This is a genomic window from Vibrio sp. 1978 (assembly GCF_033344345.1).
The window spans coordinates 115,897-134,555 of record NZ_JAWPOP010000016.1 but is presented as its reverse complement, the minus strand read 5'-3'; the positions used below and the strand labels follow the sequence as shown (position 1 = coordinate 134,555).

Annotated in this window: 1 pseudogene; it reads right to left on the bottom strand. The window is 47.3% G+C overall.

From position 1 onward, the window contains the following. Nucleotides 1-76: 76 nt before the first annotated feature. Nucleotides 77-18,592 (bottom strand): annotated as a pseudogene (locus R8N49_RS16380) (retention module-containing protein); the annotation flags it as partial. Between the last annotated feature and the right edge of the window lie 67 nt (nucleotides 18,593-18,659).

Below are 18,659 nucleotides of genomic sequence, written 5' to 3'. Positions count from 1 at the left end.
TCACTCAAGTTGGATGTGGGATCAAGTTAACTCAGTCACATAACTTTGCTGTCAAGACCTTGCGGGTGAATAGTTACGTCTGTTGAACATTTGCATCCGTCGTAATGTTCAGAGAAACACTTTCCGTCGATGCATCGTAGTCTGCCGAAATGTGACCAAGCAGATCATCCATGTCGATCATTGAGTTATTGAGATCAGAGATAACTTCACGTAAATCGATACTGTCTTCGTTAACAGTGAAGTCAGTAATGGTATCCACTGCCCCTTCATCAACGGAATCTACCGTCCACTTGAAGATATCGCTGCCGTCTCCACCCGTTAAGATATCTGAACCTAAGCCACCGATAAGCACGTCATCGCCATCGCCACCCAGAATAACGTCGTCACCGTCGCCACCAATCAAGTTGATACCTGTGTCTCCACCGACTAAATAGCTGTCGTCCACTGCGGTTGACTGGTCAATATCGTCGCTATCACTACTCACATCCAAACTAATTTGGACAGGTGAAGACTGCGCTTCATCGCCATTAGATTCCGTTGATATCGCCGTAAGCGAAATATCGTAAGAACCGACATCAATACCACTGTTAGTATCTGTTGCGACAATTTCTAGCGTATCAATTTCATCGCTTGGTACTGTCCAAGTGGTACCATCGAAGCTAATGCCTGATGGAGAAACGCCACTTGTTACCTCAGCACTAGCTGGTACGCCCGTTAGCTCCAAAGACAGCACCTCGTCAATATCAGTAAGCGCCGCCATGATTCCGACAATCGCTAAACCTTGACTGCTCGCGGTTTGGCTAGCCGCAATTTGACGAATGTAATTAAACTGAGGATTTATACTCAATGTAGGTGCATCAGCTACAGGTGTCACATTGATAGTGAAATCTTGATTCGCTTCCAATGCGGTACCCGCATTTTCGAAGTACACGCCGTTGTCTTCGACTTTCACCGATAAAGTGATTGAAGCTGCGTTGACATCTCCTGCATCCACAAATACACCCTCAGAAGCGTCTGTTGCTCCAAGAACGGAGTTAATATTATCTGGTGTGCCCATTAGGGTTATTTCACCAGCCATCCCCGCCCCAACAGTCACACCACTACCTGCTGGCGGCTCGACACGAAGGTCGCCCTCGGTAACTGTAAGAGTCACCGTCATGATTTCATTCGCCTGCGCACCAGTGAAGTCGATGTCACTTACACTAATACCCGTTATTTTCTGGCCATCGGCTTCGTTGATCGTATCCGTTACCGATGCTGCAGTGATTTCAGGTGCGTCATTGGTCGCTTCAACATTCAACACTGCTGTGCCCGCGATTGTAATTGGGTCTGGAGCGCCGTTAGTGGTTCCGTCATCTGTGATTTCATAAGTGAAATTAACGTCACCAAAGAAATCTGCTGCGGGTTCAAACGTCCACTCTGTCGCACTCACTTGAGTCAACGTGCCGGAAGCTGGGTCCACTAACGCAACATTATCGACGGTCAAGTTGTCTGACTCAGGATCACTTGCGTTGCTCAGCAACTCAGTAGCCGTAATAGTTACCGAACCACCATCTTCTTCGGTACTACTCAACGTTACCTCTGATGTTACCGGTGCATCGTTCACCTCAGTGACTTCGAAGGTCGCCGTTCCTGACACCGTTTGAGGATCTGAAACACCGTTCGTTGTACCGTTGTCGGTAATGTTGTAGGTCAGATCGACCTTGCCGTTGTAGCCAGGCGCAGGAGTAAATGACCATGTACCTGTTACGTTGTCGAAATCCAATGTGCCGCTGCTTGGATCAACCAACTGGACATTGCTCACCATCAAGGTGTCGTTTTCAATATCAGACGCATTCGCCAACAAATCAGCTTGGGTAATATCAACCGCCGTACTGTCTTCTGCGATATCAGAAAGTGTCACTTCAGACGTCGTTGGAGCATCATTGACTTCCGTTACGTTGAACGATGCGCTGCCGTTAACCGATTTAGGATCGGATGCACCATTTGTCGTGCCATCATCTGTAATGGTGTACGTGATTTCAACTGGACCGTTGTAATCTGGTGCTGGGGTAAATTCCCACTCTCCCGTGCCACTGTTGAAAATAATGCTGCCCGAATTCGGATCCGTTAACTGAACATTGCTAACCGTGAGATTATCGTTCTCTACGTCTGTCGCATTCGCAATAAGATCCGCTTCAGAGATGGAGAACACACCACTATCTTCTTCAATATCCGGTAGCGTCACTGGCGTAGTTTCTGGGGTATCATTCACCGCTGTCACTTCAATATTGAAGCTGCTGCTGTTGGTATTTAGGGTGTCATCTACCCCACCAATTACGATACCTTCATTACCTTGGTCATCGACTGTCACGTCCACCTGAACGTCACCAAAGAAGTTCAGCTCTGGATTAAACTCAATCAGACCGTCTGCAATGGCATTGTTTAGATCGGCCACTGTACCTTTCAGTTCAACGGAGTCCGTACCATCACCGCTCACTGTTAGGTTGTAAGTAGCGATGAGCGTTGGATTAAGCTCCAAGATACCGCTGTCGACGTTCACATTGAGTACATATTCAGCATTCGGATCATCGAGTACGGCATCAATATCGGTAATGCTGAAACCATCAAGCAGCATTGGCGTATCTTCTGGTGTTTCCACATCCACGGTATTGACGAACTCTGGACGATCGTTCACTGCTTCAACATCAACAGTGACATCAAACTCCTCTGCGGAGCCCAAGCTTTGACTGCCATCGAGCCCAGTATCAACGGCTTGCACTTTGAAATGCAGCGAACCATCCCATGAGTTATCGTTGCGATCACCAGAATTAAACACCACTTGATCCAAGTCTTGAGCATTGATTTCTAAGACAAAAACGCCGCCGCCTTGGTCAGTAAATACTGTCCCATCAGGTAATGAAACGCTCGCCCCATCAGGGACATTTGAGACCTCAACTCTCAGCGTCTCTGGATCATTTTCCTGGTAGTTTGCACCATCTCCGATGGACTCTTTGTTATCAACCACTAACGCATTTACATTAATAACAATGTCTTCGCCCTCATTACCTGCAGCCGAAGTGTCGGGGTTCACATCAACATCATCACCAATAGGATTGACAATAAGCGTAAAGTTATTGTTTCGTTCCGTTGGTACTTGTAGCAACTCCTCTTGAATGAAGACCGTAATACCTATCTCAGCCTCGCCACTAAAGTGTTTTGGCGGTTTAATTTGGATGTCACTCAGGTCAATGGACGTCTGAGTGAGATCTTTTAGTTGAATACTCCATTCGCCCCCACCGTTATTCTTAACAACATAATCAGAGGAATTGGATTTAACGATAAAGTCATCAGGAAGCCCCGTTAACTTGAGTGAAACGAAACTCTCAGAACCGTCATTATCGTTCAGGCTGATCGAAACACCAGAGCCCGATTGATTCAGCGAAATTAAAGTATCTTCGTCACCAATCACCGTGATTGGCTGCGTCGGATCGGCACCTGTAATGGTAATGTCATCAACGACTGGCGTAACTTCAAATGTGACATCGTCAGTGAAGGTTCTTACATCTATATTATCGCCAGAGTTATTCAAGATAGACTGATCAAACACAGCTTCATCAGTAATTTCTCCCTCGATATTAATCTTGACGGTATTTTGGCCACCACCTACGGGGTAATTTTCTTTTGGCTTAAACAGAACATTGTCAAGCGCACCAGCTAAAATCTCAGCTTCATTAAACTCAATACTGGTTCCTAAGCTGTTACCATTGGCATCAACAAACTCACCTAATGTTGTGTCATCAAGCTCTAACTTGATGTTCGTTAGTGTTTCTCGACCACCTTGAGTGTTGTTAAATTGATCGGCAAAATCAACACTCAAGTTAAGTTGGATTAAGCCATCTTCGTAACCAACACCATCCGCCGTGGGAACGTCGTTATTTAGATCAGTCACAGGTTGTTTGTTTGCATCCAAGCCGAAAGTACCGACGATATCTACTCTTACATTTGGTGTGACATCGCTATCCAACGGCTGATCCCCGGCTGAACTCGGAACGTCTGCAACCGGTAAAACCTGAACTGGAAACTGGACATTATTTTCTTTTTCATCACCGGACTCAGTGTCTTTAGTGACAAACCGAATTGGCAATTCGAAATCACCTGCGTAATCTTCTGCCAAGTGCATCGTCAAACCATCAAGGCCAGTAATATTTCCACTCGCATCGATATGGGCTTGGAACACGTATTTACCATTGACAAAATCAACATCCGTCCCCGTGATCACCAAACCAGGAGGAATGCCAGGAGCTGTCGGGTCGACGATAATAGTCAAGACATCCTCCACACCATCTGCATTAATCGCATCGACTTTCGACGTCAACTGAGCACCAAGGTTAATAGAATTGTCTTCCAACGCTTGAATTTGAACATCATCAGCCACCTGAATCTCTGCCGCTACACTCATTTTCGGTGTGAGGACGGTTGGAAACTCTAGTGTCACATCCGTTTGACGCACGACCGTCGCATCTTTTTCGTTGCCCAAATCTTCGCCCAAATCATTCACTTCTGCGTAAATGGTTAAGCCAATTTGAGAGAGACCACCGTTATCGCCATCGTCGCTGTCATCGTTTGGTGTTAAATCAAGTCCAGACGGCGCTTTAATTGAGAAGTTGTCTTCATTAGTTACTGTCCAACGACCTCCACCTTCATTTAGTGCACCGACGATAACCAATTGGTTGAGGATCTCAGGGTCCACATTGTGAAATTGAACAACAAGTTGAGTCACCACTTCATCTGAAGACGCATCAAACTCTTGGTATTTAATGATATGAGCGCCAGATTCGCCCCCCATAGAAGTGTTGATCGTAAAGTCAATGTTACCTTGATCGTCTGACTTCACGATATCGGTAGCACCACCACCACTTTCAGTGACAAGCAGACGGGTTTGGTCGTCTATTGCCCCCGTCTTATCCTCTGGCTCAACGATTGGATTAACTTGGACATTCACCGTACCATTGATGGTTTTCTCAGCGATACCTTCACCGGGATTCGAAGCGTCAACATATTCATGGTCAATCTCTTTCACAGTGACGGTTGTGGTCAAGTCAAAGTCAGTACTTGAATCCTGCTCCAACTGAACTTGAACATAGCCACTTTGAGAGATTTTAGCGGAAAAATCTTGTTCTGATTCACCGGCTTGCGGTGAAAGCGTTAGTGTTCCAGAAACAAGCGTTTGTGCCACACCATCTACATAGACCGTGCTGCCTGGAGGAAATCCAGAGATGGTTACATCACTAAAGAATTCATCGGTATCAGGGCTTTGTACGAGCGTCGGTTTCCAATCGATGTCAAAGCGCGTATCTTCATCTCCCTCCGATCGGACAACGTAGTTATCTTGAGCGTCAATAACGGGTTCGACCTTGATCCTTACCTCTCTTTCAATCACACGACTATGACCATCATTCTCGGTAACAATGATCGTCCCTGTAATCGCAATGTTTTCAGTTGAAGAGGCTTCCGGAATAATTTGAATACCGGAATTAAAATTCAGCCCAGTGATGTTTGCTTCGTAAATCGGTTGACCGTTACCATCATAGCCAACAAAGGTGAGGTCAACGCTTGAACCGTCTGAATCTACGACACGAACACCGTCGGGGATGTTGGACAGGATAACAGTAATGGCTTCTGAATCATCCTGTGGTCTATCGGCAACTTCACCTGATACAACCGAGAAGTTGAGGTTTACAACACCATTCTCTTCAATAGTCGTCTCTATCCCGGCCACATCTCCGTCTACGAATCGGTTCCAAACGTTCCCCGCGTCAATTAATACCGTGTCTGGTATGTCAGCAACACCTTTTACACCAACGATGACGGTCTTACTGCCCAGTGACAACACATCTTCTGTCGTACCGGTAGACAATGATGCTGTGTCTTTCACAATTCCTTCGACATTGAAAGTAAAGTCATCATTGCTGTGCAAAGGAGGAAGAACTTCGACGTTCGCTAATTCAGACTCTGGCACTTCGTAATAAAGTACATTGCCGCCTGAATCGGTCACTTCTACTATCTGACTTGGGTTTGCTGAGTCCAGCCACACCAAAGTAACCCCATCAATTGAGAAGTTAGAAATGCGCACAAATAACGCTTCAGAACCATCTAAGTCCGCTGATGGTTTCATGGTGATCACTTCACTTAATTGGAGTGGGTCGTGATCAGTGACAGGGTCTACCGTATTTTGAGTTCGAGCATTATCCTCAAACACATTAATTCGGTTTACAGCAAAACTACCTTTATCCGCAACTGGGTTTACATCAATAATGATGGTTTCGGTTTCTGAGCGAGCGGTATCTTTCCCAAGCAGTGGATTGTTGTTTTCCGTCGTAATAGCGGTGACATCAATTCTGATTTCGCCCGAGAAGTTATCTATCGGATCAACTTGAACTTCATCAATTCGGCTTGCATCCACCAGATAAACACCACCGGATTTTGGTATCGCACTACCATCTGAATAGACTAACTCTGCGTTACCTTCTCCTTGTGTAAAGACAAGCTCGTACACAATGCCTTCTGGGTTACTAGTGTCTTGGGTTTCAGCCGTGATGTTAAGTGCGACATTGTTTCCATCTTCATCAACCGAGTAGTTAAATTCGCTGCTTGCCGTCCACGTTGCAATATCTGCGACGGCAGCAACTTCAATGTCTAAACGACCATTAATCGTATGATCTGGCGTACCATTGTTAAGAATTTCCACGCGGATACGAGGATCGATACCAGAAGCATCGGTTGATGTATGACGATCTGGTACGAAGTACAAGTTATCTAACGAGACAAGCTCACCATTGAATGACTGCTCAACATTTGATGCGTCGAGAACAACCGTATTGCCCACAGATGTTAATTCAATGTAGTTGCCACTGCCGTCTCTGTAGTAGAACGTACCGTTGTGAGTATCAGCATCTCGAATAGTGATGTCACCTAAGCTCTCGTTACGGTCGATATCGTGTAAATTGATAACCAAGTCGACTTTCGCAGGGCTAACATCCAGCGTCGACAAGTTGTCCTGAGTATTTGCAGAGTCAACGCCCACAACGACACCATCACGCCCTTGGTCTTCGAACGCAGTAACGGTAGACGTGTCAATTTGCGCATTGCGGTCTCTTATCGAGATATCCACATCGGCATCTGCGATATCGCCATCACCATCGGTTGCAACAACGTTGATGGTGAAATCAATCGAGTCGGTTTCGGTATGGTCAAGGTCGTCATTCGGACGGAATGACACACTGCCATCGGTTCGAACAACCAAACGACCGATTTCAGTATCCACTCCGTCAAGAACCTTGTGAACAAATACGACTTGGTCGCTGCCGTTCAAATCGACAGAATCAGAATCAACACCATTTTGCTTAAAGTAAATGCCTGAATCATCAGCCGAGAATGAAGTCACTTGTGCGCCGTCAGCACCAAGGTCATCATCCCCCTCTACAGGGTCTCGGAATAAACGAACCGTGCGGCTGCCTTGCCCCTCAACACGCGAAATAGATGCATCGTGCAAGGTTGGAACATCATCGGTAATCGTCACTGGTAAGTTAATACCTGCCGTATCACCATCGACATCGGTCGCAAAGACTGGGAGATCAAGTATGAGTGTATCTTCGCCTTGAGTTGAGTGATCTAGCGCACCCTCAAGCGTAAACTTGTAAGAGCCGTCAGCGTTCAAAACTAGTGTGAACACTGAGTTACCATCAGGTGTTTGACCTTGATAAGTAAAGTTGTTGTTGCTTACCGCGGTTTGAACTAACGTCACCGCAAAACCACCTGAAGTTACTCCTGGTATCGGGTTAGAAGTAAGATCCAGCTGATAAGAGACAACGGTATCTGCCCCTTCCACCGTATCGAAATTGCCCGTTGCTTCTAGGCTGTCTTTGTTGGTTGCCTGAGAGCCGTTGGCAAGGTCATCCTCATCAACAGCCAAAGCATCTGCTGATTTAATTTCGGGAATGTCATCAACTACGGTAATTGGAAGATTCAGTGATGATGACGTGTCACCATCAAAGTCTGTTACTGTAATTGGAATATCAATGACAAGGTTGTTTTCACCTTGAACAGCGTCATGGTCGATTGGTCCCAACAGCTCAAATTGGTAGCTGTCATTATTCGCATCAAGAGACAGCGTGAAGATCTTAGTTGATGTGCCAGTAATAACCGCTTCGTAACTGGTTACTCCACCATTCGTGCTTACTAGATTCAACTCGATGCTGCTGCCGTTCGACGTTAAACCAGACACGACTGCATCGAGGTCTGAAACTTGGTAGCTGACAATCTTGTCTGCACCAGCAACGACCTCAAATCCGCCGTTCAATACCGTTGAATCACTACTTGTCGTGTCAGAGCCACCGGAAAGATCATCTTCATCAACGGTTTGTTGGCTAGAGTCTGTCACTTTCACAATAGCTGGGACATCGTCCACCACGGTGATCGGCAAGGTGATGTTATTGGACACATCGCCATCAAAATCAGTCGCGTTGACTGGGAAGTTAATGACCAACGAGTTTTCATCGTTACCCGCAGGATGATCAAGTGCACCCAACAGTTCAAATTCATAACTGTCTGCTGAACCATTTAGCGTCAGTTTAAAGACGGTGTCCGTCGTACCTTGTACATAAGCTCGGTACTCAATCACACCGTTTGAATTTGAAAACTCAACCAACTCAAGCGGTTGACCACCTGAGGTAAGGCCAGAAACAGGCGATGTTAAACTATCCAACTGGAAGCTAACGATAGAGTCGGCACCATCAGTAACGTCAAAGTTGCCACCAATGATATTGGATTCTGGCGTGTCGTCCGAACCTTGGCTTGGAATATCATCCTCATCCACAGACAAGGTACTACCAGAGCTAATAGCATCAATGGTTGGTTTGTCATCTACGATCGTAACTGGCAAGGTCGCAGTGATGGTATCGTTGTCGCCATCCGTGATCTTCACAGGTAGATTCAACAAAATCTCATCAGAGTTAACCGCGTGATCTAACTGACCAGATAACTCAAAGTCGTATTTACCATCTTGATGAAGTGTCAACGTGAAGACCGTCACTCCACCCGGTGTTTGTCCCACGTAAACAAGCGCGTCAGCAGTTGAAGCGCCAACGTCTTGAGAAAGTGTTACCTCTTCTCCACCCGATTTCAGATTCGGGATAGGATTTGAGCTTAGATCCAATTCGAAAGCATCAATACCATCTGCGCTAGTGACTTCGAACTCACCTGATACCGTTAATGGCTCTTTCGTTCCATCAGAACCAAGAGGTAAGTCATCTTCGTCGACACGTAGACTTTCAATATTGGTAACAACTGGAACATCGTCCACAACGGTAATTGGCAATGTGAAGGCTGGTGAAGTATCACCATCATTATCTGTCGCCGTCACAGGGAGGTTAATAACAATCTCGTTTTGCTGATTACCATCGGGATGATCAAGCGGCTTCTGTAAATCGAACTCGTAGGTGTTGTTCGTTGCATCCAACGTCAGTTCGAACACCACTTCAGCAGGATTGCCTGCGACACCTTGGTATACGTTCACGCCGTTTGCGCTAGAAGACAGAACTAAGGTGATAGCTTCACCATCTGAAGTCAGTGACGCAACAGGCGTGGTCAGGTCACTCAGCTGAATAGAAGCAACTTGGTCAGCACCTTCGGTGATATCAAAAGTACCTGAAATAACAGTATCTTCTGCACTTGCAGCATCCGTACCTGCTGGTAGGTCATCTTCATCAACGGTTTGTTCGCTGCCTGCTAGTAAACCGTCAATGGTCGGAACATCATCCACAACCGTAATTGGTAAGGTGATGTTGTTCGACACGTCTCCATCAAAGTCAGTCGCGTTTATCGGTAAATTGATGACCAGTTCATTTTGGCCATCAGCATTTGGATGATCGAGAGGAGCAAGCAAATCGAACGTGTAGCTATCATCAGAAGCATCGAGAGTCACACGGAATACTGGTGTCGTCGTGCCATCAATACGAGCTTCGTAAACTGAAACGCCACCTGCGTTTGATACTTCAACCATAACCAGAGATTGACCACCAGAGGTCAGGCCTTGTACTGGCGTGGTTAGGTCAGAAACGCTGTACTCCACAATGCCATCAGAGCCATCAGTCGCGATGAAGTTACCTGCAATGCTGTTCGACTGCGTACCATCAGATCCGACTGTTGGGATATCGTCCTCGTCAACCGTTTGCACACTTGTTGCTTCGATGCCACCAAGTGTCGGTTTGTCATCAACGATCTTGACAGGAATTGTCTCAGCAGACGTGTCGCCATCAAAGTCGGTTGCGATGATTGGGAAGTTCAGTGTCAGCTCGTCACTATCTACCGCGTGGTCGATTGGACCTTCTAGCGTGAAGTTATAAGAGCCATCGGTATTCACTGTCAGCGTAAAGACCGCTTCAGTCCCCGCTGCCGCTTGGTAAGTAAAGCTACCATCGCCGTTTGCGGTTTCCGTCAGTGTGACTGCCACGCCTTGTGATGTGAGTCCAGCTACAGGTGTTGCAGAAGCATCGAGCTGATAGCTCACCACTCGGTCCGAGCCTTGTGTGGTGGTAAAGTTACCATCGATTGAAATCGGGTCAGTTTGGTCTGAGCCAATCGTACTTAAGTCATCTTCATCAACGGTAATTGCATCGACATCAGTAATGGTCGGTTTATCATCCACGATGGTGACTGGGATCGTTTCTGTGGTGGTATCACCATCAAAATCCGTTGCGATGATTGGGAAGTTCAGCGTCAGCTCATCACTGTCTACCGCATGGTCGATTGGCCCTTGCAGCGTGAAGTTGTATGAGCCATCCGTGTTTACTGTTAGCGTAAATACGGCTTCAGTTCCTGCTGTCGCTTCATAAGTGTAGCTACCGTCGCCGTTTGCGGTTTCAGTCAGCGTGACGGCCACACCTTGTGATGTTAGACCGTCAACAGGCGTTGCAGCAGCATCCAATTGGTAGCTTACTACCCCATCAGAGCCTTGCGTTGTAGTGAAGTTGCCATCGATTGAAATTGGATCTGAGCCGTCAGAGCCAATCGTCGCTAGGTCATCTTCATCCACACGGATTGCGTCTACGTCAGTGATGGTTGGTTTATCATCAACGATAGTGACAGGTAACGTCTCCGATGAGGTGTCGCCATCAAAGTCTGTTGCGATAATCGGGAAGTCGATTTGCAGACTGTCGCTATTCACCGCATGGTCTAGTGGGCCCTGCAGAGTAAAGGTGTAGCTGCCATCTGGCTTCACCACCAGTTCAAATACGGCATTGCCATCTGCTGTGGCAGTGTAAGTAAAGCTGCCATCACCATTTGTTGTCTCAGCAAGTACGACAGGCTCACCATGAGAGGTTAACCCTGCTACTGGATCTGCTGTTGCATCAAGCTGGTATTTAACAACGCTGTCCGAGCCTTCAGTTGTGCTGAAAGACCCCGACATAAACGCATCATCGTTTTGGTCTGAGCCAATTGAAGCGAGATCATCTTCGTCCACCGTGAGTGGAACAACGTTGTCAATGGTTGGAACGTCATCAGTAATCGTAACTGGAATGGTCGCGGTCGTCGTATCGCCATCAAAGTCTGTTGCAATGATTAGGAAGTTCAGTACTAGCTCATCGTTGTTTAACGCGTGATCGATTGGCCCTTCTAGACGGAAGTTGTATGTGCCGTCTGCATTCACATTCATGGTGAAAACCGGATTGCCATCCGCGGTAGCCACGTAAGTGAAGCTGCCATCGGCATTCGCAGTCTCTACCAAAGTAACAGGCTCACCTTGAGAAGTTAAACCTGAAACAGGATCAGCCGTTGAATCAAGTTGGTAGCTCACCACACGGTCTGAACCTTGAGTGGTCGTGAACGCGCCTTCAACATAAACAGCGTCAGTTTGGTCTGAGCCAATACCTGATAAATCATCTTCGTCTACTGCAAGAGGCACAACATTATCTATGATTGGTGCATCATCCGTGATCGTGACTGGAATGGTTGCCGAAGTCGTATCACCATCAAAATCGGTGGCAATAATTGGGAAATCAATCGTCAGGCTGTCGCTGTTAGCTGCATGGTCAATCGGACCTTGCAGCGTAAAGTCGTACGTACCATCTGTTGCGACATTCAACGTGAAGACAGGATTGCCGTCAGCGGTCGCAACATAAGTAAAGCTGCCGTCGCCATTCGCGGTTTCCACCAAGGTAATCGCCTCACCTTGAGACGTTAGCCCCGCAACAGGATCAGCCGTTGAATCCAGTTGATAGCTCACCACTCGGTCAGAGCCTTGAGTGGTCGTAAACGCGCCTTCAACGAACAGATCGCCGCCAGGGTCGGAACCCACACCGCTAAGGTCGTCTTCATCGACACTTAACGCATCCACCGCTGTGATGGTCGGTACATCATCAACAATCGTGACTGGAATGGTTTCAGTGACAGTGTCGCCATCAAAGTCGGTTGCGATAATTGGGAAGTTTAGTGTCAACTCGTCACTATCAACCGCGTGATCAATCGGCCCTTCTAGCGTGAAGTTATAAGAGCCATCAGTATTCACAGTCAGCGTAAAGACCGCTTCAGAGCCCGCTGTTGCTTCGTAGGTAAAACTGCCATCACCATTTGCAGTTTCTGTTAGCGTGACAGCCACACCTTGCGAGGTTAAACCGTCAACTGGTGTTGATGTGCCATCGAGTTGGTAGCTCACCACTCGGTCTGAACCTTGCGTGGTGGTGAAGTTACCATCAATAGAAATCGGGTTGCTTTGGTCTGAGCCAATTGACGCTAGATCATCTTCATCAACCGTAATGGAATCCACGTCAGTAATAACTGGCTTATCGTCTACGATCGTCACTGGGATAGTGGCATTTGTGGTGTCGCCATCAAAGTCGGTCGCGATGATTGGGAAGTTCAGTATCAACTCATCACTATCTACTGCTTGGTCGATTGGACCTTCAAGCGTGAAGTTATAGCTACCATCAGTATTCACTGTCAGCGTAAAGACCGCTTCAGTACCCGCTGTCGCCTCGTAAGTAAAGCTGCCATCACCGTTTGCGGTTTCAGTCAGCGTGACGGCCACGCCTTGTGATGTAAGGCCGTCAACTGGTGTTGCAGAAGCATCAAGCTGATAGCTCACCACTCGGTCCGAGCCTTGTGTGGTGGTGAAGTTGCCATCGATTGAAATCGGGTCAGTTTGATCTGAGCCAATCGTGCCTAAATCATCTTCATCAACGGTAATCGCATCGACATCGGTAATGGTCGGCTTATCATCCACGATGGTGACTGGGATCGTTTCTGTGGTGGTATCACCATCAAAATCCGTCGCGATGATTGGGAAGTTCAGTGTCAGCTCATCACTGTCTGTCGCATGGTCAATTGGCCCCTGAAGCGTGAAGTTGTATGAACCATCCGTATTCACGGTCAGCGTAAATACGGCTTCAGTTCCTGCTGTCGCTTCATAAGTGTAGCTACCGTCGCCGTTTGCAGTTTCCGTCAGCGTCACTGCCACACCTTGCGATGTTAGGCCATCAACTGGCGTTGCAGCAGTATCTAATTGGTAGCTTACTACCCCATCAGAACCTTGCGTTGTAGTGAAGTTGCCATCGATTGAAATTGGATCTGAGCCGTCAGAGCCAATCGTCGCTAGGTCATCTTCATCCACACGGATTGCGTCTACGTCAGTGATGGTTGGTTTATCATCAACGATAGTGACAGGTAACGTCTCCGATGAGGTGTCGCCATCAAAGTCTGTTGCGATAATCGGGAAGTCGATTTGCAGACTGTCGCTATTCACCGCATGGTCTAGTGGACCTTGCAGTGTAAAGTTGTAGCTGCCATCTGGCTTCACAATCAATTCAAATACGGCATTGCCATCTGCCGTGGCTGTGTAAGTAAAACTACCGTCGCCGTTAGCAGTTTCAGCAAGCACGACAGGCTCACCATGAGAGGTCAACCCAGATACTGGATCTGCTGTTGCATCAAGCTGGTATTTAACAACGCTGTCTGAGCCTTCAGTTGTGGTGAAAGAACCCGACATAAACGCATCATCGTTTTGGTCTGAGCCAATTGAGGCGAGATCATCTTCGTCCACCGTGAGTGGAACAACGTTGTCGATAGTTGGAACGTCATCAGTAATCGTGACGGGAATGGTCGCGGTCGTCGTATCGCCGTCAAAGTCTGTTGCAATGATTGGGAAGTTCAGTACTAATTCATCGCTGTTTAACGCGTGATCGACCGGCCCTTCCAGACGGAAATTGTATGTGCCATCAGCATTCACGTTCATGGTGAAAACCGGATTGCCATCCGCGGTAGCCACGTAAGTAAAGCTGCCATCAGCATTCGCAGTCTCTACCAGAGTAACTGGCTCACCTTGGGAGGTTAGCCCCGAAACAGGATCAGAAGTTGAATCAAGTTGGTAGCTCACCACACGGTCTGAACCTTGGGTAGTGGTGAACGCGCCTTCAACAAACACAGCGTCAGTTTGGTCTGAGCCAATACCTGATAAATCATCTTCGTCTACAGCCAGAGGCAAAACATTATCGATGATTGGTGCATCATCCGTAATCGTGACTGGAATGGTTGCCGAAGTCGTATCACCATCAAAATCGGTGGCAATAATTGGGAAATCAATCGTCAGGCTGTCGCTGTTAGCTGCATGGTCAATCGGACCTTGCAGCGTAAAGTCGTACGTACCATCTGTTGCGACATTCAACGTGAAGACAGGATTGCCGTCAGCGGTCGCAACATAAGTAAAGCTGCCGTCGCCATTCGCGGTTTCCACCAAGGTAATCGCCTCACCTTGAGACGTTAGCCCCGCAACAGGATCAGCCGTTGAATCCAGTTGATAGCTCACCACTCGGTCAGAGCCTTGAATAGTGGTAAACGCGCCTTCAACGAACACAGCGTCAGTTTGGTCTGAGCCCACGCCGCTAAGGTCATCTTCATCGACACTCAACGCATCCACCGCTGTGATGGTCGGTACATCATCAACAATCGTGACTGGAATGGTTTCAGTAACGGTGTCGCCATCGAAGTCGGTTGCGATAATTGGGAAGTTGAGTGTCAGCTCATCACTATCCACCGCGTGATCAATTGGCCCTTCTAGCGTGAAGTTGTAAGAGCCATCAGTATCTACTGTCAGAGTAAATACTGGGTTGCCACCCGCAGTCGCTTCATAAGTGAAACTACCATCACCATTTGCGGTTTCTGTTAGCGTGACCGCTAAACCTTGCGAGGTTAAACCGTCCACTGGTGTTGCTGAAGCATCGAGTTGGTAGCTCACCACTCGGTCAGAGCCTTGTGTGGTAGTAAAGTTGCCATCAATAGAAATTGGATTGCTTTGGTCTGAGCCAATTGACGCTAGATCATCTTCATCAACCGTAATGGTGTCGACGTCGGTAATAACAGGCTTATCGTCCACGATTGTCACTGGGATAGTGGCATTTGTGGTGTCGCCATCAAAGTCTGTTGCGATGATTGGGAAGTTGAGTGTCAGCTCATCGCTATCTACCGCGTGGTCGATTGGACCTTCAAGCGTGAAGTTATAGCTACCATCAGTATTCACCGTCAGCGTAAAGACCGCTTCACTACCCGCTGTCGCCTCGTAAGTAAAGCTGCCATCAGCGTTTGCGGTTTCAGTCAGCGTAACTGCCACGCCTTGTGATGTAAGGCCGTCAACTGGTGTTGCAGAAGCATCAAGCTGATAACTTACCACTCGGTCAGAGCCTTGTGTGGTGGTGAAGCTACCATCAATAGAAATCGGGTCAGTCTGGTCCGAACCAATCGTGCCTAAATCATCTTCATCAACAGTAATCGCATCAACATCGGTAATAGTTGGCTTATCATCCACGATGGTAACAGGCAATACGATTTGGCTTGTGTCACCATCGAAGTCTGTAGCAATAACGCTAAAATCAAGGGTTAAGCTGTCGCTATTTGCCGCATGGTCAATTGGACCTTGCAGCTCAAAACTGTACGAGCCGTCGGTATTCAAAATTAATGTGAAAACTGCACTGCCATTTGCCGTTGCGCTGTAGGTGTAACTGCCATCTGCATTTTGCGTTTCGGCAATGGAAACGGTTTGACCTTGAGATTGCAGGCCATTTAAAGAATCAGCGTTTACATCCAACTGATACTGTACGACGCCATCAGAACCTTGAGTTGTCGTAAACTGACCTTCGACCAGCGTTGACTGTGATTGGTCAGAGCCTACCAAACTTAAGTCATCTTCATCGACGGTAAGAGCGACAACGTCATTAATGGTTGGCACATCATCGGCAATGGTTACCGGTAGAACAAGTGAACTGGTGTCACCGTCAAAGTCCGTTGCGACAATAGTGAAGTCTAGAGTTAAGCTATCGCTACCCACAGCATGATCGATTGGACCTTCAAGGGTAAATGAATAAGAACCGTCAGGGTTCACTTGTAAGGTGAAGATAGCGTCCCCTTCTGCCGTTGCAGAATAGGTAAAGCTGCCATCTGAATTGGTTGTTTCCGTCAGAGAGATAGATCGCCCCTGCGATTCCAACCCATTGAGTGGATCAGTGCCGCTCTCTAATTGATAACTTACAACACGGTCTGAGCCCTGAGTCGTCGTGAAGCTACCTTGCGCGAACACAGAGTCGCTTTGATCGGAGCCAATGCTTGATAAATCGTCTTCATCGACGGCTAGCGCATCAACGCCATCAATCGAAGGAACGTCATCTTGAACTTGAATGACAATTTGCGCAGCTTCTGGTGTGTTCGAACCTTCGGTAATAGAGGAGCGGTCACCATCCGCATCTACCGCGTAAACTGGCAGTGAGAAAGTGAGCGAGTCATCGTTAGCACCCGTATGGTCAAGTTGTTCATACAAGTTGAATTGGTATTCGCCCAATGCAGGTGCATCAATCGCCACATCAAATACGGTAATACGCACACCATCCAGCTCGATGAAGCCTTCGTAAGTACGTACGCCGTTACTCTCGGACGCTAGTTCTAGTTGAACAACCTGCCCTTGAGATTGGAGTTCTCCACCAACATTGAACTCTGTAGGTTCCAACTCATAGTGATCAATGATGTCACTTCCGACCGCTGTCGTGATCGACCCAGTACCACTTGTTACTGCCGCGCCTTCCTGTGAACCTTGGTCAACCCCCGCCTCATCTAAAGACAAGCCCGTCACGTTCTCAATCACTGGGTTATCGCCATCGAGGATGGTCATCGTAAAGGTGTTGCTTGCCGTATCTTGGTCATAGTCGACGATTGTGGTTGGTAAAGAGAGCTCAATCGTATCTTCACCGTTTGTTTGTTCTAACGGCTTAAATTGCTCAAATTGGTAGGTACCATCAGTATTCAGACTGATGGTTAAGACGGTTTCATTCGAGCCAGCAATGGACAAGGTGATAGTACTGCCGTCTTCAGAGAGTACCGCTTCTGTCGCCTGATTATCACTCAGTAGGCCATCGAACTGACTAAGTCCTTCTTGATTAAACGTGACCGTTGCCAATTGATCACTACCAATATCAACAAAGGTGCCAGTAATGGGTGTAGAAGAAGATTCAACGTTTTCAAAAGTAACGTTTTGCGGCGCAGGATCATCGCCATCAATAACGGTTGTCGTAAAATCGATAGGCGCTTGAATGCTGTTACCACCAATATCTGCACCTGTAATATCAAAAGCAATATTGATTTGATCACCGACGATCGATACTTGGCCATCAGCAACAGACGCAACATGGTCAACGCCCTGGCTAATCGTGGTAACGACTTCTAACTCTAAATCACGGCCTACAGATGTCGCTTCGATCTCGATACGAAGCACTTCGTTACCTTCTTGAGTACCGATAATGGCATTTTGCGCTTCGTCATAAACGAACGCCACTGGCTGACCACCAGAGGTAATATCACTGTTAAGCTCAGTCAACAAAGACTCTAAAGAAGACGTTTCGGGTACAAATGAAGCAGTATCAAGTGCGAGATCCCCTGCTTCAACCAGCACACTAGACGAAATGGTTTGCGGGTAGCTTGATAGAGAAATTGAGCCTTCTGTTACGCTAGATTGCAGTGACTGCCCACCATCAGCAAAAATCGTGACATTCAAACCGTCATCTTCGTCGCGATCATCTTCTCCGCTGCGAGTCGCAGACGTTTCAAAAAAAGTAGAAGCGAGTACTTCCGGGTTATTATATTCAACCGTCACGTAGCCAGCATTAGCCGAGCCTTCAGCACCTGCGCCAGCAGCTGTTGCTTCTAAGATAGCGGTAGGGTCAGCTCCGTCTAAAATAGCTTGCTGGATAGCGGCAATATCGTTGGCGTCGAAGTCAGCACTTCCAATAGCCGTTGGGTCAAAAGTCACCAAGCCATTAACTGGAGATTGTACCAATACTGGTTCTAACGGTTCAGAAGAAGGCACAGGAAGACAAGCAACACAATTTGCATCGACCAGATAAAGCTCATTATTTATCTGTACGTCGAGAGAAGCATTATTTTCTGTGATAATAATCTCGCCAGGTCTTAACTCATCCCCCGCTTTTATGACCTTAACGTTTCCATCCAGGCCCAAAACCAAAACTTCACCTTTGACAGCATTTACAATCGCGCTCTGCGGTACCGTGTGCGTACTCATCTGACCTCCGCTAATGGCTTACGTTTCCCATTAACCTTTTTAGATAATTTCTTATTAATTTAGTGCG